Source organism: Streptomyces sp. NPDC046862, from assembly GCF_040704615.1.
GTDB lineage: Bacteria > Actinomycetota > Actinomycetes > Streptomycetales > Streptomycetaceae > Streptomyces.
Window position 1 is genome coordinate 43,344 of record NZ_JBEYXP010000002.1, and the last position, 25,989, is coordinate 69,332.

Here is a 25,989-nt window from a genome sequence, read left to right on the forward strand (position 1 = left end):
GAGGAGAAGCCCGCGGAGGGCCGCACGCAGGCCTGAGACGGTCGGACACGGCTCGCGGGGGCGCACGGGGGAGGCCGGCGGACAAATGCCGTGTACCGGCCCGCCCCTGTGCCATGTCAGTGGCATCAGGCAGCATGTCCTGCATGTCCGTACTGACGCGCGACGAAGCGCAGACACGTTCCAGGCTCCTCGACGTCCTCCGCTACGAGATCGACCTCGATCTGACGCGTGGCGACGAGCTGTTCGACTCCCGCACCGTCATCCACTTCACGGTACGCGGGGACCGACAAGCCACGGACACCTTCGTCGAGCTCAAGCCCGAAGAGCTGCGCAAGGCCGTCCTCGACGGACACGCCCTCGACCTGGACACGTTCGACGAGAACCGGCTGCCCCTCAAGGGCCTCGCCGCCGGTGAGCACGAGCTGCGCATCGACGCCGTCATGCGCTACTCGCGCACCGGCGAGGGCATGCACCGCTTCACCGACCCCACCGACGGCGAGACCTACGTCTACACGCAGCTCGCCCTGGACGACTGCAAGCGCGTCTTCCCCGCCTTCGACCAGCCCGACCTCAAGGCCGTCTTCGAGCTGACGGTGAAGGCCCCCGAGGACTGGACGGTCATCACCAACGGCATCACCGAGCAGCAGGAGGACGGCACGTGGCGGGCCGCCCCCACGCCGTTGATCTCCACCTACCTGGTCGCCGTCGCCGCCGGACCCTGGCACTCCGTGCGCACCGAGCACCGTGGGCTGCCCTTCGGCCTCCACTGCCGCCGCTCCCTCGCACCCCACCTGGACGTCGACGCCGACGAGATCCTCGACATCACGCGCGCGTGCTTCGACCGCTACCACGAGAAGTTCGAGGAGCCGTACCCCTTCGACTCCTACGACCAGGCGTTCGTCCCCGAGTTCAACTTCGGGGCGATGGAGAACCCCGGCCTCGTCACCTTCCGCGACGAGTTCGTCTACCGCTCCGCCGTCACCGACACCGAGCGGCAGACCCGCGCCATGGTCATCGCCCACGAGATGGCCCACATGTGGTTCGGCGACCTCGTCACCCTCAAGTGGTGGGACGACATCTGGCTGAACGAGTCCTTCGCCGAGTACATGGGCTACCAGACCCTCACCGAGGCCACCGGCTTCACCGACACCTGGGTCGACTTCGGCGTCGCCCGCAAGGCCTGGGGGTACGACGCCGACCAGCGCCCCTCCACCCACCCGGTCGCCCCCGAGGCCGTCGACGACACCGCCTCCGCGCTGCTCAACTTCGACGGCATCTCCTACGCCAAGGGCGCCTCCGCGCTACGGCAACTCGTGGCCTGGCTCGGCGAGAAGGACTTCCTCGCCGGCATCAACACCCACTTCGCCCGCCACCGCTTCGGCAACGCCACGCTCGCCGACTTCATCGACTCCCTCACCGACGCCACCGAGCGCGACGTACACGCCTGGGCCGACTCCTGGCTGCGCACCACGGGCGTCGACACCCTCACGCCGAAGGTCGCCCGCACCGACGACGGCACGTACACGCTGACCGTTCAGCACGACGGCAGCCGCCCGCACCGCATCGCCGTCGGCCTCTACGACCCGGACCCCGGTGACAACGGCCGCCTGGTCCTGCGCGCCCGCCCCGAACTCGACGTACCCCAGGAAGCGGCCAGGCCCATCGGCAAGCGGCCCGCGCTGCTCCTGCTCAACGACGGCGACCTCACCTACGCCAAGGTCCGCTTCGACTCCGACTCCTTCGCCGCGGTCCGCGACAACCTGTCCGCGCTGCCCGACCCGCTGACCCGCGCCGTCGTCTGGAACGCCCTGCGGGACGCGGTTCGCGACGGCGAACTGCCCCCCACCGCCTACCTGGAGGCCGCACGCGCCCATCTGCCGCGCGAGACCGACCTGGCGCTGGTCCAGGGCGTCCTGTCGTTCGCGTCGGCCCAGATCGCGGGCCGCTACCTCGCGGACGAAGACCGGCCCGCCGCCCTGTCGAGCCTCACCTCCCTGTGTCACGACCTGATCCGCCGCACGGAGGACGGCTCGAACCCCGGCCTGCGCCTCACGGCCGTACGGCACTTCATCGACGTCGCGGCCCACCCCGACACGATCGCCGAATGGCTCGCCGACGGCACCGTGCCCGGCGGTCCCGAGCTCGATCCCGAGCTGCGCTGGCGCATCCTGGGCCGCCTAGCGGTCCTCGGCGCGACCGACGAGGCCGCGATCGCCGCCGAGGCGCAGCGCGACCGGAGCGCCACCGGCCAGGAGGGCGCCGCCCGCTGCCGGGCCGCGCTGCCCGACCCGGAGTCCAAGCGCACGGCCTGGGAGGCCATGTTCGCCACCGACGACCTCACTGATCTGTCCAATTACCTGTTCACAGCAACCGCCCAGGGCTTCTGGCAGCCCGAACAGGCCGAGCTGCTGAACGAGTACGTGGAGCGGTACTTCACCGACGCGGTCGCCCTCGCCGCCCGCCGCGGCCCCGCCATCGCCGACGCCGCCGGCCGCTGGGCCTTCCCCGCGTACGCCGTCGACGCCGAGACCCTCCGCCTCGGCAGGAAGTGCCTCAAGAAGTCCGACCCGATCCCGTCCCTGCGCCGCAAGCTGGTGGACCAACTGGACGACTTGGGGCGGGCGTTGAGGGCGCGGGAGGCGTACAGCGAGGGGGAGTAGCGGGAGGTGGGGCGCGTAGGGGGCGCTCCATAAGGGGCGCGGGGAACTGCGCGACCAGCCACACACAACCCGCAGTCTCCCACCAGCACATACCTCAACGGCGCTCTGGTCGTTGTGGACAACATGAGCACGCCACCCCTCGCCTCGGGAGCCGGAGGCCTACTCCGACCGTTGCTCCACACGGTGCTCAACGCCCTCCGAGAGGGCGCCCAAGCACGAGGCGGCCCCCTTCCAAAGGGCGGGCCCCAGGCCGTCACCGCACGCGTCCGGGCCGCCGTCGGCGAGGTCCTCCCTCGCCGGGGCGACCCGGACGCCCTGCACGCCCTCGTCCGCGCCTTCGCGGCCGGAGCCGCCGATCCCGCCGACCCGCTGTGCGCGGCCCACCTCCACTGCCCGCCCCTGGCTGTCGCGGCCGCCGCCGACCTGGCCGCCTCCGTCCTCAACCCCTCCCTGGACTCGTGGGACCAGGCGCCGGCGGCCTCGGCGCTGGAGGCGCTCGTCACCAGGGCGCTCGCCGACGAGGTGCACGCGGGCGGCCCGGGGGGCGACGCCCTGGTCACCACCGGGGGCACCGAGTCCAACCAGCTCGCCCTCCTCCTGGCCCGCGAAACCGCAGAAGCCCTCCGCCCCCTCCAACTCGTCTGCGGCGCCAACGCCCACCACTCCCTGCACCGCGCCGCCTGGCTGCTCGGCCTCCCCGAACCCGTCGTCATCCCGACCCCGGCCGGCGTCCTCGCTCCGGCCGCCCTCGACGAGGCCCTCACCCGGCTGAACCGTCCGGTCCTGGTCACCGCCACCGCCGGCACCACCGACGCCGGGCTCATCGACCCGCTGGCCGACCTCGCCGACCTGTGCGCGGCCCGCGGCGCCCGGCTGCACGTGGACGCCGCCTACGGCGGGGGGCTCCTCTTCAGCGACCGGCACCGCGCCCGGCTGCACGGCCTCGACCGCGCCCACACCGTCACCCTCGACCTGCACAAACTCGGCTGGCAGCCCGTCGCCGCCGGGCTCCTCGCCGTACGCGACGCCGCCGACCTCGCCGTACTGACCCACCGCGCCGACTACCTCAACGCCGACGACGACACCGCGGCCGGACTGCCCGACCTGCTCGGCCGGTCCCTGCGGACCACCCGGCGCCCCGATGTCCTCAAGATCGCCGTCACTCTCAGGAGCCTCGGACGCGAGGGGCTCGGCGCGCTCGTCGACCGGGTCTGTGCCCTCGCCGGGGAGTTCGCCGCTCTCGTGGACGCGCACCCCGGCTTCGAGCTGTACGCACCTCCCACGATCAGCACCGTCCTGTTCCGGCCCGCCCAAGCGACAGACGCGGCCGTCGTGGAGGTCCGACGGCGGCTCCTCCACGAGGGCCGGGCCGTCCTCGGGAGAGCCGCACCCGACGGACGCCTCTGGCTCAAGGCCACCCTGCTCAACCCGCACACCAGGCCGGGCGACCTGGCCGCCCTCCTGGGACTCGTGCAACTCGTGGAACCCGTGGCACCCGTGGACCCCGTGGAAGGAAACACCCCCGCATGAGCACACCCCCACCCCACGAGCCCGAAGCCCCCCGCGGCCTGGTGGGCATCGGCATCGGCCCGTTCAACCTCTCCCTCGCGGCCCTCGCCCACCCGCTCGCGGAACTCGACGCGGTCTTCTACGACCAGCACCCCGCCTTCCACTGGCACCCGGGCCTGCTCATCGAGGGCACCACCCTCCAAGTCCCGTTCCTGGCCGACCTGGTGACCCTCGCCGACCCCACCAGCCGCTGGTCGTTCCCCAACTTCCTCAAGTCCCGCGACCGGCTGTTCCCCTTCTACTTCGCCGAGCGCTTCCACATCCGGCGCGCCGAGTACGACGCCTACTGCCGCTGGGTCAGCGAGAACCTCCCCGGACTGCACTTCGGTCACCAGGTCGACGCGGTCCGCTGGAACCCCGAACGCGGCCTGTTCGAGGTCGACTTCACCCGGCTCGACGGCGACGGGGAGGCCGAGTCCCAGGGCCGCACGTACACCCGGAACGTCGTCCTCGGCATCGGCACCGCCCCGCACGTGCCCGAGCCCCTCAGGCCGCTCGTCGACGCCCCGGGCGTGCCCGTCATCCACGCCGCGGACTACCTCGACGAGCGCGACCGCCTCCTCGCCGCCGGTCACGTCACGGTCATCGGCGCGGGCCAGTCCGGTGCCGAGATCTTCCTCGACCTGCTCCGGGCCCGGCCGGCGGGGCGCGAGCGGATCCACTGGCTGGCGCGCACCGACGCGTTCGCGCCCATGGAGTACTCCAAGCTCGGTCTGGAGCACTTCACGCCCGACTACGCCCGCTACTTCCACGCCCTCACCGAACCGACCCGCGACCGGCTCGTCGCCGCCCAGTGGCAGCTCCACCGTGGCATCGCCGCCCCCACCCTGGCCGCCATCCACGAGGAGCTCTACCGCCGCACCCTGCGGGGCGGCTGGCCCGACGCGGTCCTCACCCCCGGCGTCCTGGTCCGCACGGCCGGCCGACTCTCCGCCGGCAAGGTCGAGCTCCACCTGGAGCACCTCCAGCAGGGCACCCGCTCCCGCCTCGCCACCGACGCCGTCGTCCTCGCCACCGGCTACCGCGAACGCCCCCTCGACAGCCTCCTCGCCGGTCTCGACCCGTACCTGCGCCGCGACAGCTCCGAGCGGCCCCGCGTCGACGACCGGTTCCGCCTCGTCCTCGACCCCTCGGTCACCGCCTCGGGCGGCCACGTCTACGTACAGAACGCGGCACTCCACGCCCACGGCGTCGGCACCCCCGACCTCGGGCTCGCCGCCTGGCGCAGCGCCACCATCCTGAACGCCATCACCGGCAAGGAGCCGTACCCGCTGCCGGACCGCACGGCCTTCACCACCTTCGGTCTCGGACCGCGGCGGCCAGGGGTCCCGCCCGCGCAACGGGACCGGACACTCACCCCGCTCGTCGACCGCAGGTAACCGAACGGCAAAGAAGTGAGGCGGAACAGGTGACGGCAGTAAGGAAAGTGCCTACCTTTCGCCCATGACCACCACATGGATCGCCGCCCACCGCGCCGCTGTCGTCAACCCGCACGAGGGTTTCAAGCTCTTCGAGGTCCGGGGCTTCGCCGACCAGACCGTACGCCAGGCCATACGCCCGGCCGGCGGCGGCGACGCCCTCCGGATACACCTGAGCAACCGCTACGGCACCGCGCCCCTGGAGATCGGCGGGGCCCACCTCGCCAGGCGTACCGGGGGCAGCGGCATCGACCCGGCGACGGACACCGTCCTGCTCTTCGGCGGCGACGCCCGCGTCACCGTCCCGCCCGGCGAGGAGATCGTGAGCGACCCCGTCGTCCGGACCGTGACCGCGGGCGAGGAACTCGTCCTCAGCCTCTACCTGCCCGGCGACACGGGCCTGAGCACGTACTCCGCCATCCCGTACGACATCGGGTACGCGGTCCCCGGCGACCAGCTCGGCGCCGAGGCCCTCCACGACGCCCAGGAGCTGCCGACCGGTCACTTCGTCACCGGAATCGACGTACGGGCCCCGGAGGGCACCCGCATCGCCGTCGCGTTCGGTGACTCCTGGATCGAGGGCATGAACACCACCCCCGGCACCGGCAGCAGCTTCCCCGCCCAGCTGAACGGCCGCCTCACCCGCGGCTGGATCGTCAACCAGGGCATCTCCGCCAACCGCCTGCTCACCGACGAGATCGGCGACCACCTGCTCGCCCGCGTCGAACGCGACGTCCTCGGCGTGCCCGGCGTCAGCCACGTGCTGATCCACATCGGCCTCAACGACCTCGGCCTGCCCGGCGCCATCGCCTTCCCCGAGCCCGGCAAGCCGCCCACCGCCGAGGACCTGATCGCCGGCCTCACCGCGCTCGCCGACCGCCTCCACTCCGCCGGCCTCACCGTCATCGGCTCGACCGTCGGCCCGTACGCCGGCACGGTCTACCCCGGTTACGACACCGAGGAGGGCCAGGCGGTACGGCAGCGCGTCAACGAATGGCTCGCGGGCGACGACCACCCCTTCGACGCGGTCGTCGACCTGGCCGCCGCCGTCGCCGACCCGGACCAGCCGGCCCGGATCCGTGAGGAGTTCAACAGCGGCGACGGCCTCCACGTCAACGACGCCGGCGCGAAGGCCCTCGCCGACGCCGTCGACCTCACTCTGCTGAAGCTTTAGCGGGCCTGGAAGACCGGCGTGCCCTCGCGCGTCAGCTTCCAGTCCACCGCCGCGAACTCGGCCGGGTCGATGGACCTCTTCGCCTTCACCCAGGCGATCATGGTGTTGCGGATCTCGTCCGAGTTCGACCACAGCAGCTGGGCCGAGGCGACGTGCGGGAAGTTGCCGCCGCCGTTGGCCCGGTAGTTGTTCACCGCGAACACGAACTTCGCGTCGTCCGCGAGCGGAGCGCCCTCGAACCGCACGTTCGTGACCCGTGACCCGGCCGCCTTCGCGATGTCGATCTCGTACGTCAGTCCGCTGACCACGTCGTAGTTGTAGTCCGGAGTGCCGTTCGCGTTCGTCAGCTTCTCCGGGTCCACCTCGGCGCCCGCGGGCGTCTGGACGTAGTAGTTCGCCGAGTACTCCAGGTACGCCTTCATCTGGGCGCCCGTCATCAGACGCGCCTCCAGGGTGTTCTCGAAGACGTACAGCCCCGCCACGTCCCGGATCGTCACCTCGCCGCCCGGGATCACGGCGCTGCGCGAGAAGCACGCGGCCTGCGACAGCACCGGCAGCGCCGCGTACTCGGTGCCCGCCAGCGCCTGCTTCACCGTGTCGGCCTGGATGTGGTTGATCAGATCGATGATCGGCACGTCCTTGTAGGGCGCCTCGGTCGAGGTCATCTCGGCGGTGTTGGTGCCGATGACCTGGTTGACGTACGCGACGACCTTCTCGTGCTCGTCGGAGAGCAGCTTCGTGATCTTCGGGTCCTCCTCCACGGTGTTGGAGTCGAGGACCTTCGCGCCCACCTTCTCGACCTTCCAGCAGCCCTTCTCCCAGACCAGCTCGAAGTCGAACAGCGTCAGCCGCTGGCCCCACTTCAGCGGCTCGGAGAGCACGACCTGCTTGCCGGTCTCCTTGTTGGTGACGAGGTACTCGGGGATCTCCGTGTGCGCGTGGCCGACCAGGATCGCGTCGATGCCCGGCACCTGCTCGGCCACCAGGCCGGCCGCGTTCTCGATGTACGGCAGCTGGTCACCGTACGACGAAGTCCCCGACGAACCGCTGTGCGCGGAGACGATGACGACGTCCGCGCCCATCGAGCGCAGCCTCGGCACCCACTTCGCGGCCTGCTCCTCCAGGCCGGGGAACGTCATCTTCCCCTGCACGTTCGCCTTGTCCCAGATCGCGATGCCCGGGTTGGTGAGGCCCAGCACGGCCACCTTCACGTCACGGCCGTGCGGAGTGCGCAGCCGGTGCATGCTGTACGGCGCGAAGGCGGGCCGCAGCGTCTTCGCGTCCAGCGCGTTGGCGCCGAGCAACGGGAAGCGGCACTGCTCCTCGAACTTCCGCAGTACCGGGATGCCGTAGTTGAACTCGTGGTTGCCGAGCGCCGCCGCGTCGTACCCGATGGCGTTCATGGCCTGCGCCATGGGGTGCACCGGACCGCCCTTGGCGGTGATCGGGTCGACCTTGGCGTAGTAGTACGACAGCTGGGTGCCCTGGATGGTGTCGCCGGCGTCGATGAGGAGGGTGTTGCGGCGGCCCTTCTCGGCGCGCACCTGGTTCACCAGGGTGGAGATCTTCGCGAGGCCGACGTCGTTGTGGGCCTTGTCGTCGAACTCCTTGTCCGTGAAGTAGTCCCAGTTGAAGACGTTGCCGTGCAGGTCGGTCGTGCCCAGCACGGTGAACGCGTACCGCTTCGGCCGCCTTCCCGCGCCTCTCTCCTCCGCCGCCTGCGCGCTCGGCGTCGCGACCGCGCCGGTCAGCGCGACACCCGCGCCGGTCACGGCGGACTTCCTCAGGAACTTCCGGCGGTTCAACGGCATGTCTGGTACCCCTCGGGCGAATGGTCAACAACGCGCGTAGATAACGCGCGTAGATTCTGACCCGGTCATGACCGGTGGCAACAGGGTCCGCAGGTTTCGATCTGGTGACCCATTCCGTGAACCTCAAGCCCTCAACCAGGAAAGACCTGACAGAGTGGGGCGTATGACCTCGCCCGCTGAACCTCCCGCCGAACCCCACGTCCCCTACGGCACTCCCGACGCGCCTCGCATCGCCGTCCGCGGGGAGGCCCAGCTCGAAGTCGACCCCGAGATCGCCCGCATCGGCGTCACGGTCGGCGCCCGCGGCAAGGACCGGCGCTCGGCCCTCGACGACCTCACCCGCCGCAACGCCTCTGTGCTCGACCTCGTCAAGGGGTACGGGGACGCGGTGGAGCGGGTGGAGACCGGCGCCTTCTCCATCACGCCCGAGCTGACCAAGCACGGCCGCGGCGAACGCGTCCACGCCTACCACGGCCGCGTCCGCATCACCGCCGAGCTCACCGACTTCACCGCGCTCGGCGAACTCACCACCCGCCTCGCCGACCTGGAGCTCACCAGCGTCGACGGCCCCTGGTGGGCGCTGCGCCCCGCCTCGCCCGCCCATCGCCGGGCCCGCCAGCAGGCGGTCCGTGAGGCCGTCCTGCGGGCCCGCGAGTACGCGGAGGCACTCGGCACGACCCTCGCGGCCCTCGTCGAGCTCGCCGACATCGGCGCGGAGGACGCCCAGCCGTACGCGTCTCCTCCAGGGCGCATGCGGTCCATGGCGTACGCCGCGGACGCCGGTGACGAGGCCGCCCCTCTCGACCTCGAACCGCAGCGGCAGCGCGTCCACGCCCAGGTCAACGCCCGCTTCACGATGGCGCCACCCCGGCTGTGAGGAGCGCCGGGGCATGTCCCCGGGGGCCCGGGGTGCTCATCAGAGCACCCCGGCGCACACTTCAACCCTTGTCAACCACCCTTCATACAAAGGTTGTTGAGTCGTCATGACGGGCCAATTCCCTACCTGCCGGTAAGGTCTAGGCTCGACTCATGCGCCGAGCAAAGATCGTCTGTACTCTGGGGCCCGCCACCGACTCGTACGACCAGATCAAGGACCTGGTCGAGGCCGGAATGGACGTCGCCCGCTTCAACCTCAGCCACGGCGGCTACGCCGAGCACGAGGAGCGTTACCAGCGCGTGCGAAAGGCCTCCGACGAGATCGGCCGGAGCGTCGGCCTCCTCGCCGACCTTCAGGGCCCGAAGATCCGGCTCGGCCGCTTCACCGAAGGCCCCGTACTCCTTGAACGCGGCGACACCTTCACCATCTCCGTCGAGGAGGGCGTCGAGGGCGACCACACCACCTGCGGGACGACGTACGGCGGACTGGCCGACGACGTCACCGCCGGCGAGCGCATCCTCGTCGACGACGGCAAGGTCTGCCTGGAAGTCACCGAGGTCGACGGCCCCCGGGTGCGCACCACGGTCGTCGAGGGCGGCATGATCTCCGACCACAAGGGCCTGAACCTGCCCGGCGTCGCCGTCTCCGTCCCCGCCCTCTCCGAGAAGGACGAGGCGGACCTGCGCTGGGCGCTGCGCACCGGCTTCGACGTCATCGCCCTCTCCTTCGTCCGCAGCGGACGCGACATCGACGACGTCCACCGCATCATGGACGAGGAGGGCCACCGCCTCCCGGTCATCGCCAAGATCGAGAAGCCGCAGGCCGTGGAGAACATCGAGGACATCGTCCTCGCCTTCGACGGCCTCATGGTCGCCCGAGGAGACCTCGGCGTCGAGATGCCGCTGGAGAAGGTCCCGGTCGTCCAGAAGCGCGCCGTCAAGCTCGCCAAACGCAACGCCAAGCCGGTCATAGTGGCCACGCAGATGCTGGACTCGATGATCGACCACTCGCGTCCGACGCGCGCGGAGGCCTCGGACGTGGCCAACGCGATCATCGACGGCACGGACGCGGTCATGCTCTCCGGCGAGACGAGCGTCGGCAAGTACGCCGTCGAGACGGTCAGGACCATGTCCCGCATCGTCGCGGCGGCGGAGGAGGACATCCTCGCCAAGGGCCTGCCGCCCCTGACGGACCACAACAAGCCCCGCACCCACGGCGGGGCGGTGGCCCGCGCGGCCGCCGAGATGGGCGACTTCCTGGGCGCGAAGTTCCTGGTGGCGTTCACGCAGAGCGGCGACACGGTCCGCAGGCTCTCGCGCTACAGGTCCCCGATTCCGCTGCTCGCCTTCACCCCGGACCCGGCCACCCGCTCCCAACTCACCCTCACCTGGGGCGTGGAGGCGTTCATGGGGCCGTACGCGAGCTCGACGGACGCGATAGTGGACCAGGTCGACGAACTGCTGCTGGAGTCCGGCAGCTGCAAGAAGGGCGACATGGTGGTGATCACGGCGGGCTCGCCGCCGGGGGTCTCCGGGACGACGAACATGGTGCGGGTGCACCACGTCGGGGAGGACGACAGTCCCAAGTAGCGGGTACCGGCTAGTACTTGGGGCCTACGTGGGTGTCCATGAGGGCTACGGAGGCTTTGCGGGCGATGGAGATGTTGTTTGTGTTCGCTTGTTTCCAGTCGACCCCGGCCTTGTCGAGCGTTGCCGTGAAGAGACGGATGATGTCGGCGGACTTGTTGGTGAAGAAGTACCGGGGGTACTCGTAGCGTTTTTGTGCTCCGCGTACGAGCCGGGTCGTCCAGTTAGTGATGCGGCATCCGTCGGAGTGGATGAGCCCTCGGATGAACTCCCATGGGTGGGCATCGACGATTTCCTGCTGCCAGGGTTCCAGGGCGATCTGGCGGTTGTGCTTCGTACCGGGCCCGTGCTGAGGGAAGAGGCAGGGCCAGTGCTTGCTCGAGCCGGTGACCGCGACGCAGCCCTGTTTCTTGACGCGGTAGACGCTGTTGTCTGGGCGCACGGAGCGCATCGCGGTCTCACACGCATTGATAATGCCGGGCCACGCATTGTCGAGGGCGATGCGCATGAAGTACACGCCTCGCCGGTGAGCGTTGATGCAGCCGTCGCCGAGATATAGGCCCAGCAAGTAAGCGTACGCGGCCGGGTCCTCGGGCGGTCCGGGGATGTCCCGGCATCGGGGGCACGGGATGCCGGAGCGCATGAGCGGCTCGATGCGAACTTGCCAGGAGCGGATGGCGGCCCGCGAGATGCCTGTCTCCATGCTCACCGAGTTCAGGCTGCGCCCTTGGGCGACCAGGGCCAGAGCTCGCTTGCGTGTGCTCACGTCGTACATGTGAACACCTTGTGCGACCACTCGTGACTCTGCGCAGCGAAAGGCGGAGGTTCACGAGAAGGTGAGCCTCCGCTTGCTTTATGTGACCTTGGAATCGAAGGAAAAGTGCCCCGGGTCGGACTCGAACCGACACTGTACGGGTTTTGAATCCGTTGCCTGCTGCCAATTGGGCTACCGGGGCTCGCAGAATCCAAGGTTTCCCTTGACCCTCCGCGCGTCCACCATACCGTAGCTAGGTACGCTCTTGGGAGCAGTACCTGCCTGCCCTGCAACAAGGAGCTCACGTGACCGCGCCCGAGTCGCCCCAGCCCGTCGAAGACGACGACAAGTCGCACGTGCCTCCGCTGACGACCCGTGTCGTCATTGCCGAGGACGAGGCGCTGATCCGCCTCGACCTCAGGGAGATGCTCGAAGAAGAGGGCTACTCCGTCGTCGGCGAGGCGGGTGACGGTGAGCAGGCTGTCGAGCTCGCCCGGGAGCACCGGCCCGACCTCGTCATCCTCGATGTGAAGATGCCGAAGCTCGACGGTATCTCGGCCGCCGAGAAGATCGCCGAGGAGTCCATCGCGCCCGTTCTCATGCTGACCGCGTTCTCCCAGCGTGACCTCGTGGAGCGTGCCCGGGACGCCGGGGCCATGGCGTACCTCGTCAAGCCGTTCAGCAAGAGTGACGTCGTTCCGGCCATTGAGATGGCGGTGTCCCGTTTCAACGAGCTGCGGCAGCTGGAGGAGGAGGTCGCCGACCTCACCCAGCGTCTGGAGACCCGTAAGCTCGTCGACCGGGCCAAGTCGGTGCTGCAGACCGAGTACGGGCTGACCGAGCCGGCCGCGTTCCGCTGGATCCAGAAGACGTCGATGGACCGTCGTATGTCCATGCAGCAGGTCGCGGAGGCCGTCATCCAGGACGCGGAGGAGAAGAAGGCCGCCAAGGGCTGACCCACCCGCACCGCACGTACGACGAGGCCCGCGCCCCCCGGAGAAGGAGGGGCGCGGGCCTCGTCGTGTGGGTGGTCGGTCCTCGCCGGGAGCCGGAGCCGTCAGTCCTCGCCGAGGTACGCCTTGCGCACCGACTCGTCGTGCAGCAGGTGCTGGCCCGTACCGGAGAGCACGATCTTGCCGATCTCCATGACGTGGCCGTGGTCGGCGAGCGAGAGCGCGGCCTGGGCGTTCTGCTCGACCAGGAGGATCGTCGTGCCCTGCGACTTGAGCTCGGCGATCGTGGACATGATCTTCTGCATCATGATCGGCGACAGCCCCATGGAGGGCTCGTCGAGCATCAGCAGCTTGGGCTGGGACATCAGTGCGCGGCCCATGGCGAGCATCTGCTGCTCACCGCCGGACAGCGTGCCCGCCGCCTGCTTGCGGCGCTCCCCGAGGATGGGGAACAGGTCGTAGGCGCGCTGGATGTCCTTCTCGATGCCCGGCTTGTCGTTGCGCAGGAACGCACCGAGGCGCAGGTTGTCCTCGATCGTCATGCGGGGGAAGATGTGCCGCCCCTCGGGGGAGTGGGCGAGCCCCAGCGACACGATGTTGTGCGCGGGGATCTTCTTCAGCGACTTGCCGTCGAACTTGATCTGCCCGCCGACCGGCTTGAGCAGGCCCGACAGTGTGCGCAGCGTGGTGGTCTTGCCGGCGCCGTTGGTGCCGATGAGCGTGACCACCTCGCCGGCGTCGACCTTGAACGAGATGCCCTTGACGGCTTCGATCTTGCCGTAGGCGACCCGGAGGTCCTCGACTTCGAGCAGTGCGGTCATCGGTCGTTCTCCTTGCCGGGCGCGGCGTCCGTCGTGGGCCCGGCGGCAGCCTCGGCGGCCTCGACCTCCGCGACCTCCTCCTTGCCGGGTGCGTCTTCGAAGGGCTCGCCCAGGTACGCGGCGATGACGCGCTCGTCGCCCTGCACCGTCGCGCTGTCGCCCTCGACGAGCTTCTCGCCCTGCACCAGGACGGCGACCCGGTCGCAGAGGTTGAAGATGAACCGCATGTCGTGCTCGATGACGAGCACCGCGATGCCCTGGTCGCGGATCGCGAAGACGAGTTCCTCGGTGGCCCGTGTCTCCTGCGGGTTCATACCGGCGGTGGGCTCGTCGAGGAGCAGCAGGCCCGGCTCGCTGGCCAGTGCCCGCGCGATCTCCAGCTTGCGCTGCTCGCCGTAGGGGAGGTTGCGGGCCAGGTGCTCGGCCTTGGCGGCGAGGCCCACGAACTCCAGCAGTTCCATGGCGCGTGCGCGGGAGGCGGCCTCGGCCTTGTGGAAGCCGGGGCCGCGCAGCAGCGCCGACCACAGGCCCTCCTTGGTCCGGGTGTGGCGGCCCACCAGCACGTTCTCCAGGACCGTCATGTTGGCGAACAGACGGATGTTCTGGAAGGTGCGGGCGATGCCGGCCGCGGTGACCTTGAAGGACTTGGGCGGCAGGACGTTGCCCTTGAAGCGGACCTCGCCCTCGGTGGGGATGTAGAGGCCGGTCAGGCAGTTGAAGAAGGTCGTCTTGCCGGCGCCGTTGGGGCCGATCAGCCCGACGATCTCGCCGCTGTTGACGGTGAGGTCGACGTTGCGGACGGCGGTGAGACCGCCGAACCGCATGGTGACCCCGCGCGCGTCGAGCACGGTCTCGCCGGGGACGGAGGCGCCGGGGGCGGCGCCCTTGGTGGTGGTGTCGGTAGTCATCGTGGTCAGGCCCCTGCCTTGCTGAGGACTGCGGGCGCTTGTGCCTCTTCGTGGAATTCGAGCTGGCGGCGCCGGTTCGGGATGAGGCCTTCCGGACGGAAGCGCATCAGCAGGACGAGCGCGAGACCGAAGGCGAAGAGCTGGTAGTCGCCGAGGAACTGGAGCTTGGCCGGGATCAGGTAGAGCAGCGCGGCGCCGACGAGCGGACCGCTGATGGTGCCCATGCCGCCGAGGACGACCGCCGCCAGGAGGAACGCCGAGTTCGGCGGGACCACGTGCGCGAACTGGTACTGCTCCGGGGTCACGGTGTACGTCACGTGCGCCTGGACGGTACCGGCGAGGCCGGCGAGCGCGGCACCCAGGGCGAACGCGATGAGCTTGACCCGGAAGCCGTTGATGCCCATGGCCAGGGCGGCCGTCTCGTCCTCGCGGATGGCGATCCAGGCGCGGCCGATGCGGGAGTCGCCGCTGCGCCGGAAGACGACCACGACGATCAGGGTGATCAGCAGCATCAGCAGGAAGTAGTTGGCGAAGCGCGCGATGGTGAACCCGGCGATGGTGTGCTCCGCGCCGAAGTCGAAGCCGAAGATGTTGAGGTTCGGGATCGACGAGATGCCGTTGGAGCCGTTGGTGATGTCCGGGCCGGAGGTGCCGTCCATGTTGAGGACGGTGATCCGGAAGATCTCACCGAAGCCGAGGGTCACGATGGCGAGGTAGTCGCCGCGCAGCCGCAGGGTCGGGGCGCCGATGAGAACGCCGAAGATCATGGCGACGACGGCGCCGAGGATGGCGGAGGCCCAGAACGGCAGGTGGATGTCGAACGGCGAGGAGGGGGAGCCGGAGACCATGGCCGCGGTGTAGGCGCCGACGCCGAGGAAGGCGACGTAACCGAGGTCGAGGAGGCCGGCGAGGCCGACGACGATGTTCAGGCCCAGGGCGACGGTCGCGAAGATCAGGATGTAGACGCCGATCGTCGCGTACTGGTCGTCGGACTGGGTGAAGGGGAAGGCCGCCGCCGCGACGAACGCGCCGATCATCGTCACGTTGCGGTGCTTGCCGGTGAGCGCCGAGACCCGGGCCACGAGCCCGGCCTTGGACGCGGCGGCGAAGCCGAAGCCGGCGGTGATGAGGAAGCCGACGAACAGCTCGTCGTACTCGGTGCCGATGCCGTACGTGAACACGGTCAGACCGAGGGCCAGCGCCGCGACGATGATCAGGATCTCGGCGTAGGCGGGGATCTTGCGGGCCGGGGCGGCGGTGCCGGAGGCGAAGGCCGCCTTGAAGACGGCGAGGTTGGTGCGCGCGTTGTGGCGGAACTGGTCCCAGCCGGTGTCCTCGGGGTCGGCCGGCTCGGGCTCCGGCCGCTCGAAGGGCAGCGCGAGCGCGCCGAGCAGTGCGGCGAGGGTGGCGACGGCCACGACCCAGCCACCGGGTTCGAGGTTGACCAGGCCGCCCAGCTGGGCGCTGATGGCGATGATGGTGAACCAGGCGGTGGCGAAGGTGCCGAGGGCGGACAGCTTGAGGGCGCTGTCGGCACCTGCCGGGGCCAGCCAGCCGAGGCCCTTGACGCCGTACGACGCGAGGCCGAACAGCGCGGTGAGGGCGCCGCCGATGAGGACCAGGACCTGCAGGCCGCCGGGGTAGCCGTAGACGGTGAGGTTGCCGGGGAACGCGGCGGTCCAGGTCCAGGAGAGGAACGTGGAGATCACGGCGAGGATGCCGCCGCCGGTGGCGAGCGCGCGGCCGACGCTCTCCGGGAGGCCGACGAGGCCCTTGGGGGCGCCGGCGACGGGGGTGCTCGGGGTCTCGGGTGCTGTGGTCTGTGTGGTCATCGTTGTCACGCCCTGTCCGCCACGCGCTCACCGAGCAGGCCCTGCGGCCTGAACAGGAGCACGAGGATGAGGAGTACGAAGGCCCAGACGTTGGCCCAGGACTGGCTGCCGAACTGCTCCATGCCGGGGATGTCGGCGATGTAGGCCGTGGACAGGGCTTCGGCGACGCCGAGGACGACGCCGCCGAGCATGGCGCCGTAGATGTTGCCGATGCCGCCGAGGACGGCTGCGGTGAAGGCCTTCAGACCGAGGATGAAGCCCATGCGGAACTGGACCTGGCCGTATTTCAGGCCGTAGGCGACGGCGCCGATGGCGGCGAACGTGGCGCCGAGGGCGAAGGCGACCACGATGATGCGGTCGGTGTTGACGCCCATGAGCTTGGCGGTGTCGGGGTCCTGGGCGGTGGCCTGCATACCGCGTCCGGTGCGGGTCTTCATCACGAAGTACGCGAGGACCGCCATGCTGATCGGCGCGGCGATCACCAGGAAGACGTCACCGGTCTGGATCGTGACGTTGCCGATCTGGAAGGGGCCGCCGTCGATCTCGGGGAAGTTGATGGACTCCTTGGCGCCCGGGTACCAGGCCCACACGGCCTGCTGCAGGGCGAGGGAGAGACCGATGGCCGTGATGAGGGGGGCCAGGCGTGGTGCGGTGCGCAGGGGGCGGTAGGCGAACCGTTCCGCCCCGATGGCGACCAGCACGGCGACGAGGATGCCGCCGATGAGCATCAGGGGCAGCGCCACCCACATGGACGTGCCGTCGGGCAGCACGTAGAGGTAGACCGTGAGGGCGCCGAAGCCTCCCACCATGAAGATCTCGCCGTGGGCGAAGTTGATGAGCTGGACGATGCCATAGACCATCGTGTAGCCGATGGCGACCAGCCCGTACATGGATCCCAGTAGCAGGCCGTTGACCAGCTGCTGCGGCAGTTCGTTCACCGCATGTCCTCCGAGACGTTCGGATAGTCGAGGAATGTGACCGGATGCGAGTCCGCGCGGGGCGCCTGTGATGCGGCGCCCCGCGCGGCTCGATGAGTGGTGCGGGTGTGGATCAGCCGGTGTAGGTACCGGACTTCACCGGCTTCCACTCGCCGCCCTCGACGGAGTAGACGGTGAGCTGCTTGTTGGTGGTGTCGCCGAACTCGTCGAAGGAGACCTTGCCGGTCACACCGTCGAACGAGACGTTCTGCATGGCTTCGGTGATCTTCGCGCGGGCGTCGTCCGGAAGCTTGCCGTCGTTGTCCTCGACGACCTTCTTCACGGCCTCGATGATCGCCCAGGCGGAGTCGTAGGAGTAACCGCCGTACGCGGCGTAGGGCTCCTTGTAGCCCCCGGCCTTGTAGGCGGCGACGAACTCCTTGGCGGAGGCCAGGTCCTCGACCGGGGCGCCGACGGAGGTGGCGAGGTCACCGGTGGCGCTGGAGCCGGCCAGCTTGATGAAGGTCGGGTCGTAGATGCCGTCACCGCCGACCACGGGGACCTTGGCGCCGGTGGCCTTGATCTGCTTGCTCAGCGGACCGGCCTGCGGGTACTCACCGCCGTAGTAGACGACGTCCGCACCGGAGTTCTTCACCTTGGTGGCGACCGCGGAGAAGTCCTTGGTGTCGGGGTCGATGTGCTCGGTGCCGACGATCTTGCCGCCGAGCTTCTTGAACTCGTCGCTGAAGGTGGCCGCCAGACCGGCGCCGTAGGTCTTCTTGTCGTCGATGACGAAGACCTTCTTCTTCTTGGCGTCGTTGACGACGTACTGCGCGGCGAACGGGCCCTGGATGGCGTCCGTGGTCGCGGTGCGGAAGTACGACTTGTACGTGCGGACCTTCTTGGTCTGCCAGTCCGGGCCCTGGGTCAGCGTGGGACCGGTGTTGGCGGGGGAGACCTCGACCAGCTTGGCGTCGTCGAACACCTTCTGCATGGACTCGGCCACGGAGGAGTTCAGCGGGCCGACGACACCGAGGACGTCCTTGTCGGCGACCAGCTGGGTGGCGTTCTGCTGGCCCGAGGAGGGCTGCGCCTGGTCGTCGAGCGCCTTGACCTCGAAGGTGACGCCGTCGACGGTCTTCTCCTTGTTGGCCGTCTTGGCGGCGAGGTCCACGGAGTTCTTGATGCCGAGGCCCAGCGCGGACAGGTCGCCGGTCAGCGGCGCGTCGACGCCGATGACGACCTTGGTGCCACCGCCGCCGGAGGAGTCCGAACCGCCCTCGTCGCGCGAACCGCAGGCGGTGAGTGTGAGTGCACCCGCCGCCAGCGCGGCGGTGATGGCGATGAGCGAACGTTGACGCACGATCAGTCAGTCCTTTCGGTGGCACGGCCCTACGTGTTGCAGCGGCCGAGTCGAGCGCTGGGGCCGAAATTTCTTCGAATCCGATGGCGCGGTGACTGGCGGTGACTCTAAGCGTGTGTGGGGAACGTGGAGGAGGGTCTGACCGATGCTGTGACGCTCTTGTTATGACACGACGTAATGCAGAGCGGTACTCGGTGGGTGGAAGAGTGGAATTCGGGCCGATTCGCCCCGTCCGCATAGTGAGAACCTGCAGGGTGTCGAGCGGTGATTTCAGTAGTGTTCTATGGCTTTGGTGATGACGAGGGTGTGCTGCCGCAAGCGACTCGTAGGGCCTCTGAGAGGTCGTGCGCATAGCGCTCGCCCAGGATGAAACTGTGGTCTTCTATTGCGCGCGTATTACGCAGAGTTACGTCCAGGAAAGGCAGCCCGGCGTTCCTGGGTGCATTGGCGCAGTGCACTACATGCATGGTGATGACAATCTTGCGGGGAGAGCCGGCCTTGGTCCGGAAGGGCGGCCGGGGCGCCGAGACGAGGGAAAGGGCGGCGTACGGCTGGGACACGCGCGTCACGGTGATGGGCGGTCCGGACTGGGTGGTGACCTCCACCCCGAAGCTGAAACTCCTGGTCGGAGCGGTCGCGGGGGTGCGCTGCGCGCCCAGGTAGGTGAATCCGATCACCTGCGACGGGTACGGCGGAGGGGGAGGGGGCGGCGCCTGGGGACGCGTGGCGTACACATAGCCGCCGCCCGCGAGAAGCGTGACGGCCGTCGCTGACGTGAGCACGGCACGGCGACGCCGGGCGTACAGCCGCGCCAGCCGTCCGCGCGGGGGAGGGGCGGCGATCGGCGACGGGCCCGCGTCCGGGGCGTCGTCCCACGCGCGCGTGCCCTCACCCGGCTCGACCGGACCGACGCCGCTCACTGCCAGGGGCCCTTGGCCGGACCGCCGTCGCGGTACCAGTCCGCGCAGCCCTCGCGTGCCCCGCGGTCGATCAACTCCTCGGCCGCCTCCCGGCTCTCCCGCTTCTTCGCGGCCCGGGCGGCGTCCACGACGTCGCGCAGGATCTCGTACTGCCCGTTGGACAGCCCCATCGACTGGTAGTCGCCGTAGGTGTCGCCGTCCAGCACTTCCCGAGACCAGTAGGCGACGACCCGCGCGCACAGCTCCTCGGGAGGTGTGGCCCGGGGTGACGGCGGCGAGCCCGAGGCGCTTCGCGCGGTGGCCCGCGCACCGGCCGGCGTCCCCTCGCCCGCTCCGGATCCCCCGCAGCCGACGGCCAGGCCGCCGCTCAGCAGCACCAGCCCGAGCCCCCGTCCGAGCGCCGCCCCCGGTCCGAGGGCCCCTCCCGTTGCCATGCCATGACGCTAAGGGGCCCGGTGCCAGGGATCAACGGCGGACGCACACCGGTGGGTCAGCCCTTCGGCTGGACGTACCGCGAGTCAGTCCTTCGGCTGCACGTACTGCGCGTCGCCCGGATTGACGTCCCGCAGCATGCACGTCAGCCGGGCGCTGCACACCCGCCTGCCCTGCTCGTCGCTGATGACGACCTCGTACGTCGCTGTGGAACGCCCCCGGTGCACCGGTGTGGCCACGCCGGTCACGAGCCCTGACCGGACGCCCCGGTGGTGTGTGCAGTTCAGGTCGACGCCCACGGCTATCTTCGAGCTGCCCGCGTGCAGCATGGAGCCGACCGAGCCCAGGGTCTCGGCGAGTACGGCGGACGCGCCGCCGTGCAGCAGCCCGTACGGCTGGGTGTTGCCCTCCACAGGCATCGTGCCGACGACGCGGTCGGCCGAGGCCTCCACGATCTGCACCCCTATGCGGTTGCCCAGGTGCCCCGCCGAGAACATGGCGACGAGGTCGACGCCGAGCGCCGCGTACTCGTCGATGACCTCTTGCGGGAACGTCACGTGGTGCTGCTCACCCATGGGGCCCGGCTCCGTTTCGTCATGGATCTCGTCGTGGCGGACCGGCTTTCGCCCGCCGGCCACCCGGCTGAGCAAACGCTCAGTCGGTTCCCGATTGTTCCAGACGGATCACGACGGACTTGCTCGCCGGTGTGTTGCTGGTGTCCGCGGTGGCGTCCAGAGGCACGAGGACGTTGGTCTCCGGGTAGTAGGCGGCCGCGCAGCCCCGGGCCGTCGGGTAGTGCACGACGCGGAAGCCGGGCGCCCGGCGCTCCACGCCGTCCTTCCACTCGCCGACCAGGTCGACGTAACTGCCGTCGGCGACCTTCAGCTCGGCGGCGTCCTCCGGGTTGACCAGCACGACCCGGCGGCCGTTCCTGATGCCCCGGTAGCGGTCGTCCAGGCCGTAGATCGTGGTGTTGTACTGGTCGTGCGAGCGCAGCGTCTGGAGCAGGAGGCGGCCCTCGGGAAGCTCCGGGTACTCCACCGGCGCCGCCGTGAAGTTCGCCTTGCCGGTCGCGGTGGGGAAGCGGCGCTCGTCCCGCGGGGCGTGGGGGAGCGCGAAGCCCTCGGGACGGGCCACGCGCGCGTTGAAGTCGTCGAAACCGGGGACCACGCGCGCGATGCGGTCACGGACCGTCGCGTAGTCCTTCTCGAACTCCTCCCACGGTGTGCGGCTGTCCTCGCCCAGCACACGGCGGGCCAGCCGGCACACGATGGCCGGTTCGGACAGCAGCTGCGCGCTCGCGGGCTGCAGACGGCCCCGCGAGGCATGCACCATGCCCATGGAGTCCTCCACGGTCACGAACTGCTCGCCACTGCCCTGGAGGTCCCGCTCGGTACGGCCGAGCGTGGGCAGGATCAGCGCACGCGCGCCCGTGACGGCGTGCGACCGGTTCAGCTTCGTCGACACGTGCACCGTCAGACGGGCGCGGCGCATGGCCGCCTCCGTCACCTCGGTGTCGGGCGACGCCGACACGAAGTTGCCGCCCATCGCGAAGAACACCTTCGCCCGGTCGTCGCGCATGGCGCGGATCGCCCGCACGACGTCGTAGCCGTGCTCCCGGGGCGGCGCGAAGCCGAACTCCCTCTCCAGGGCGTCCAGGAAGGCGGGCGCGGGCCGCTCGAAGATGCCCATCGTGCGGTCGCCCTGCACGTTCGAGTGACCGCGCACGGGGCACACACCCGCGCCAGGACGGCCGACGTTGCCGCGCAGCAGCAGGAAGTTGACCACCTCACGGATGGTCGGCACGGAGTGCTTGTGCTGGGTCAGACCCATGGCCCAGCAGACGATGGTGCGCCGCGAGGCGAGGACCATGCGCAGGGCCTCGTCGATCTGCCCGCGCGTGAGGCCGGTCGCCGTGAGCGTCTCGTCCCAGTCGGCGGCCCGCGCGGCCTCGGCGAACTCCTCGTACCCGTGCGTGTGTTCGCGGACGAACTCCTCGTCGACCGCGCCGTCCGACTCGAGGATCAGCTTGTTGAGGAGGCGGAACAGGGCCTGGTCGCCGCCGATACGGATCTGCAGGAACAGGTCCGTGAGCGCGGCGCCCTTGACCATGCCCTGCGGGGTCTGCGGGTTCTTGAAGCGCTCCATGCCCGCCTCGGGCAGCGGGTTCACCGTGATGATCCGCGCGCCGTTCGCCTTCGCCTTCTCCAGGGCGGAGAGCATGCGCGGGTGGTTCGTGCCCGGGTTCTGCCCGGCCACGATGATCAGGTCCGCTTTGTAGAGGTCGTCGAGCAGAACGCTGCCCTTGCCGACGCCGAGGGTCTCGGTGAGTGCCGAGCCGGACGACTCGTGGCACATGTTCGAGCAGTCGGGCAGGTTGTTCGTGCCGAACTCGCGCGCGAACAGCTGGTAGAGGAACGCGGCCTCGTTGCTCGTCCGTCCCGAGGTGTAGAAGAGGGCCTCGTCGGGGGAGTCCAGGGCGGTGAGCTCCTCGGCGATGATGTCGAAGGCCCGGTCCCAGGTCACCGGCTCGTAGTGCTCGCCCCCTTCGGGGAGGTACATGGGGTGGGTGAGCCGGCCCTGCTGGCCCAGCCAGTAGCCGCTGCGGGTGGCGAGGTCGGCCACCGAGTGGGCGGCGAAGAACTCCGGGGTGACCCGGCGCAGGGTGGCCTCCTCGGCGACCGCCTTCGCGCCGTTCTCACAGAACTCCGCCGCGTGCCGGTGCTCCGGCTCCGGCCAGGCGCAGCCCGGGCAGTCGAACCCGTCCTTCTGGTTGACGCGCAGCAGGGTGAGCGCGGTGCGCTTGAGGCCCATCTGCTGCTGGGAGATCCGCAGCGAGTGTCCGACGGCCGGCAGCCCCGCGGCCGCGTGCTTCGGCCCGGCGACCTGCGGTGCGTCCTGAACCGGATCGCCCTTCGGCGGCTTGGATGCCATCGCACGCTCTCCTTCGACTGCGAGGTGAAGCAGGATTCCGACCACACCGACTGCGAGGTGAAGTACGTTTCCGATCCTCGCACGTGTCAGTGACAGCGATCGCCGCAGGGCGAAAGGCGGAACGCGGCCCCGCGGGCCCGACGGCAGGCCGGACCGGCGACTCTCCGTGCCGGGGAAACTCCCCACCGTGACAGGCGTGCTGCCCGACGGCCTCCGCCGGCTGTGACTGTGGGGACCGGGTGCCCGTCCACGACGGCCGGGCCCGACTGTCAGTGGCTCGTGGCAGGATCGGGGGCGTGGCAGAGACAGCATCGAAGAAGACCGAGAAGACCCCTGGCGGCGGCCGCCCCCGGCTCATGCTCATGGACGGGCACTCGCTGGCGTACCGCGCGTTCTTCGCGCTGCCCGCGGAGAACTTCACGACCGCGACGGGCCAGCCGACGAACGCGATCTACGGGTTCGCGTCGATGCTGGCCAACACCCTGCGCGACGAGGCGCCCACGCACTTCGCCGTGGCGTTCGACGTCTCCAGGAAGACCTGGCGCTCCGAGGAGTTCACCGAGTACAAGGCGAACCGCTCGAAGACCCCCGACGAGTTCAAGGGCCAGGTCGAGCTGATCGGCGAGCTGCTCGACGCGATGCACGCCCAGCGCTTCGCGGTCGACGGCTTCGAGGCGGACGACGTCATCGCCACGCTCGCCACCCAGGCCGAGGCCGAGGGCTTCGAGGTCCTCATCGTCACCGGCGACCGGGACTCCTTCCAACTGGTCACCGAGCACACGACGGTGCTGTATCCGACGAAGGGCGTCTCCGAACTCACCCGGTTCACGCCGGAGAAGGTCTTCGAGAAGTACGGGCTGACGCCGGCGCAGTACCCCGACTTCGCGGCGCTGCGCGGCGACCCGTCGGACAACCTGCCGGGCATCCCCGGTGTCGGCGAGAAGACCGCCGCGAAGTGGATCAACCAGTTCGGTTCGTTCGCGGAGCTGGTCGAGCGCGTCGAGGAGGTCAAGGGCAAGGCCGGGCAGAACCTCCGCGACCACCTGGAGGCCGTCAAGCTCAACCGCCGCCTCACGGAGATGGTCCGCACGGTCGAACTGTCCAAGGCGGTCGGTGAGCTGGAGCGCGCGCCGTACGACCGCAAGACCGTCGCGATGGTCCTGGACACCCTGGAGATCCGCAACCCGTCCCTGCGCGAGCGGCTGCTGGCCGTCGACCCGGGGGCCGAGGAGGCCGACCCCACCCCGGCCGCCGACAGCGGCGTCGAGCTGGACGGCACGGTGCTCGGCGCGGGAGAGCTCGCCCCCTGGCTCGCCGAGCACGGCAAGGCGGTCCTCGGTGTGGCCACGGTCGACTCGTGGACGCTCGGCACGGGCGCGGTGGCCGAGGTCGCGCTGGCCGCCGCCGGGGGAGCGGCCGCCTGGTTCGACCCGACCCAGCTGGACGAGCCCGACGAGAACGCGTGGGCGGCCTGGCTGGCGGACGGGTCCAAGCCCAAGGTCCTCCACAACGCCAGGGGCGCCATGCGCGTCTTCGCCGAGCACGGCTGGACGATCGAGGGCGTCACGATGGACACCGCCCTCGCCGCCTACCTGGTCAAGCCGGGCCGTCGCTCCTTCGACCTGGACGCGCTGTCCCTGGAGTTCCTCCACCGGGAGCTGGCCCCCGCGGCCGAGGCCGACGGGCAGCTGGCCTTCGGCGCGGACGACGGTGCCGAGGCCGAGGTGCTGATGGTGCAGGCCCGCACGATCCTCGACCTGGGCGAGGCGTTCGGGACGCGGCTGGACGAGGTCGGCGCGGCGGACCTCCTGAGGGACGTCGAACTGCCCACCTCCGCGCTGCTCGCCCGCATGGAGCGGCACGGCATCGCGGCGGACAGGGCGCATCTGGAGGCCATGGAGCAGATGTTCGCGGGCGCCGTGCAGCAGGCCGTGAAGGAGGCGCACGCGGCGGCCGGGCACGAGTTCAACCTGGGCTCTCCCAAGCAGCTCCAGGAAGTCCTCTTCGGTGAGCTGGCCCTGCCCAAGACCAAGCGCACGAAGACCGGCTACACGACCGACGCCGACGCGCTCGCCTGGCTGGCCACCCAGACGGACAACGAACTGCCGGTCATCATGCTCCGCCACCGCGAGCAGGCGAAGCTGCGCGTCACGGTCGAGGGCCTCATCAAGACCATCGCCGCGGACGGCCGCATCCACACCACGTTCAACCAGACGGTCGCCGCCACGGGCCGCCTGTCGTCCGTGGACCCGAACCTGCAGAACATCCCGGTCCGCACGGACGAGGGCAGGGCCATCCGCCGGGGTTTCGTGGTCGGCGAGGGCTTCGAGTCGCTGATGACGGCGGACTACAGCCAGATCGAGCTGCGCGTGATGGCCCACCTCTCGGAGGACGCGGGCCTGATCGAGGCGTTCACGTCCGGTGAGGACCTGCACACCACGGCGGCCTCGCAGGTGTTCGGCGTCGAGCAGTCCGTGGTGGACGCGGAGATGCGCCGCAAGATCAAGGCGATGTCGTACGGCCTGGCGTACGGGCTGTCGGCGTTCGGTCTCTCCCAGCAGCTGAACATCGAGGCGGCCGAGGCCCGCGCTCTGATGGACGCCTACTTCGAGCGCTTCGGCGGCGTACGGGACTACCTGCGCAGGGCGGTCGACGAGGCCCGGGCGACCGGCTACACGGCGACGCTCTTCGGGCGCCGCCGCTACCTGCCCGACCTCAACAGCGACAATCGCCAGCGCCGCGAGGCCGCCGAGCGCATGGCCCTGAACGCCCCGATCCAGGGCACGGCCGCCGACATCGTCAAGATCGCCATGCTGAACGTCGACCGGGCGCTGCGCGAGGCGGGTCTCACCTCCCGCATGCTCCTGCAGGTCCACGACGAAATCGTCCTGGAGATCGCCCCCGGCGAGCGCGACCGGGCCGAGGAACTCGTCCGCCGCGAGATGGCGAGCGCCGTGCAGCTGAGGGCGCCCTTGGACGTCTCCGTCGGCTCGGGCCCTGACTGGGAGTCGGCGGCCCACTAGCGCCTCCGGCGGGCAGCGGACGGCATACGGGCACCGC

General features: G+C 70.0%; 19 protein-coding genes and 1 tRNA gene. 8 read left to right on the forward strand and 12 right to left on the reverse strand.

The features are described from left to right. Positions 1 to 134 precede the first annotated feature (134 nt). The 4 genes from pepN (at position 135) to AB0959_RS02135 (ending at position 6,821) form a co-directional block, all read left to right on the forward strand. Positions 135 to 2,660, forward strand: a complete 2,526-nt coding sequence (pepN, locus tag AB0959_RS02120) for an aminopeptidase N (RefSeq protein WP_366824306.1) — start codon at positions 135 to 137, stop codon at positions 2,658 to 2,660. A gap of 123 nt (positions 2,661 to 2,783) precedes the next feature. Next, on the forward strand, positions 2,784 to 4,190 hold the full coding sequence (locus tag AB0959_RS02125) for an aminotransferase class V-fold PLP-dependent enzyme (protein ID WP_366824307.1): 1,407 nt from the start codon (positions 2,784 to 2,786) through the stop codon (positions 4,188 to 4,190). Further along, on the forward strand, positions 4,187 to 5,608 hold the full coding sequence (locus AB0959_RS02130; RefSeq protein ID WP_366824308.1) for a SidA/IucD/PvdA family monooxygenase: 1,422 nt from the start codon (positions 4,187 to 4,189) through the stop codon (positions 5,606 to 5,608). The genes AB0959_RS02125 and AB0959_RS02130 overlap by 4 nt, the downstream gene beginning before the upstream one ends. Before the next feature lie 64 nt (positions 5,609 to 5,672). Next, on the forward strand, positions 5,673 to 6,821 hold the full coding sequence (locus AB0959_RS02135) for a GDSL-type esterase/lipase family protein (RefSeq protein WP_366824309.1): 1,149 nt from the start codon (positions 5,673 to 5,675) through the stop codon (positions 6,819 to 6,821). Here AB0959_RS02135 and AB0959_RS02140 read toward each other — a convergent pair. Next, a complete protein-coding gene (locus AB0959_RS02140) occupies positions 6,818 to 8,632 on the reverse strand; it encodes a 5'-nucleotidase C-terminal domain-containing protein (RefSeq protein ID WP_366824310.1) in 1,815 nt (604 codons plus the stop codon). The two genes, AB0959_RS02135 and AB0959_RS02140, sit on opposite strands and share 4 nt — an antisense overlap. Positions 8,633 to 8,795: 163 nt before the next feature. Between AB0959_RS02140 and AB0959_RS02145 the strand changes: the two genes are divergently transcribed. Together AB0959_RS02145 and pyk are read left to right on the forward strand one after the other, a co-directional pair. Then, positions 8,796 to 9,509 (forward strand): SIMPL domain-containing protein, encoded by a 714-nt coding sequence (locus AB0959_RS02145; protein WP_366824311.1) that lies wholly within the window; start codon positions 8,796 to 8,798, stop codon positions 9,507 to 9,509. Between the two features lie 152 nt (positions 9,510 to 9,661). Further along, the gene (gene pyk / locus AB0959_RS02150; RefSeq protein WP_366824312.1) at positions 9,662 to 11,098 is read left to right on the forward strand and encodes a pyruvate kinase; all 1,437 of its coding nucleotides are present in this window, start codon (positions 9,662 to 9,664) and stop codon (positions 11,096 to 11,098) included. A gap of 10 nt (positions 11,099 to 11,108) precedes the next feature. On the opposite strand, the gene AB0959_RS02155 is transcribed toward pyk, so the two are convergent. Together AB0959_RS02155 and AB0959_RS02160 are read right to left on the reverse strand one after the other, a co-directional pair. After that, on the reverse strand, positions 11,109 to 11,870 hold the full coding sequence (locus AB0959_RS02155; RefSeq protein WP_366824313.1) for a transcriptional regulator: 762 nt from the start codon (positions 11,868 to 11,870) through the stop codon (positions 11,109 to 11,111). 106 nt (positions 11,871 to 11,976) lie between these two features. Continuing rightward, a tRNA-Leu gene (locus tag AB0959_RS02160) sits at positions 11,977 to 12,051 on the reverse strand. Between the two features lie 103 nt (positions 12,052 to 12,154). Between AB0959_RS02160 and AB0959_RS02165 the strand changes: the two genes are divergently transcribed. Continuing rightward, a complete protein-coding gene (locus tag AB0959_RS02165) occupies positions 12,155 to 12,805 on the forward strand; it encodes a response regulator (RefSeq protein WP_366824314.1) in 651 nt (216 codons plus the stop codon). 101 nt (positions 12,806 to 12,906) lie between these two features. Here AB0959_RS02165 and AB0959_RS02170 read toward each other — a convergent pair whose 3' ends face one another. The 9 genes from AB0959_RS02170 to AB0959_RS02210 form a co-directional block, all read right to left on the reverse strand. Then, the gene (locus AB0959_RS02170) at positions 12,907 to 13,623 is read right to left on the reverse strand and encodes an ABC transporter ATP-binding protein (protein ID WP_366824315.1); all 717 of its coding nucleotides are present in this window, start codon (positions 13,621 to 13,623) and stop codon (positions 12,907 to 12,909) included. Next, positions 13,620 to 14,531, reverse strand: a complete 912-nt coding sequence (locus AB0959_RS02175; protein WP_366824316.1) for an ABC transporter ATP-binding protein — start codon at positions 14,529 to 14,531, stop codon at positions 13,620 to 13,622. Before AB0959_RS02175 ends, AB0959_RS02170 begins: the two co-directional genes overlap by 4 nt. Before the next feature lie 5 nt (positions 14,532 to 14,536). Next, complete coding sequence (locus AB0959_RS02180; RefSeq protein WP_366824317.1) at positions 14,537 to 16,363, reverse strand: branched-chain amino acid ABC transporter permease; 1,827 nt, start codon at positions 16,361 to 16,363, stop codon at positions 14,537 to 14,539. A gap of 5 nt (positions 16,364 to 16,368) precedes the next feature. Continuing rightward, positions 16,369 to 17,301, reverse strand: coding sequence for a branched-chain amino acid ABC transporter permease (locus AB0959_RS02185; protein WP_366824318.1), 933 nt, complete (start codon positions 17,299 to 17,301; stop codon positions 16,369 to 16,371). A 112-nt stretch (positions 17,302 to 17,413) separates the two neighbouring features. Continuing rightward, entirely contained in the window at positions 17,414 to 18,643 is a 1,230-nt protein-coding gene (locus tag AB0959_RS02190) for a branched-chain amino acid ABC transporter substrate-binding protein (RefSeq protein WP_366824319.1), read from the reverse strand. A gap of 281 nt (positions 18,644 to 18,924) precedes the next feature. Beyond that, positions 18,925 to 19,563 carry a Tat pathway signal sequence domain protein gene (locus AB0959_RS02195; protein WP_366824320.1) on the reverse strand — a complete coding sequence of 213 codons (639 nt, stop codon included), beginning with the start codon at positions 19,561 to 19,563 and terminating at the stop codon, positions 18,925 to 18,927. Beyond that, on the reverse strand, positions 19,560 to 19,997 hold the full coding sequence (locus tag AB0959_RS02200) for a hypothetical protein (protein ID WP_366824321.1): 438 nt from the start codon (positions 19,995 to 19,997) through the stop codon (positions 19,560 to 19,562). Before AB0959_RS02200 ends, AB0959_RS02195 begins: the two co-directional genes overlap by 4 nt. Before the next feature lie 84 nt (positions 19,998 to 20,081). Then, positions 20,082 to 20,570: a hotdog fold thioesterase gene (locus tag AB0959_RS02205; RefSeq protein ID WP_366824322.1), complete on the reverse strand. Its 489-nt coding sequence runs from the start codon at positions 20,568 to 20,570 to the stop codon at positions 20,082 to 20,084. A 79-nt stretch (positions 20,571 to 20,649) separates the two neighbouring features. Next, positions 20,650 to 22,929, reverse strand: a complete 2,280-nt coding sequence (locus AB0959_RS02210) for an FdhF/YdeP family oxidoreductase (RefSeq protein ID WP_366824323.1) — start codon at positions 22,927 to 22,929, stop codon at positions 20,650 to 20,652. Between the two features lie 296 nt (positions 22,930 to 23,225). Here AB0959_RS02210 and polA point away from each other — a divergent pair, with 296 nt between their 5' ends. Next, entirely contained in the window at positions 23,226 to 25,952 is a 2,727-nt protein-coding gene (polA, locus tag AB0959_RS02215; protein WP_366824324.1) for a DNA polymerase I, read from the forward strand. Positions 25,953 to 25,989: the final 37 nt, after the last annotated feature.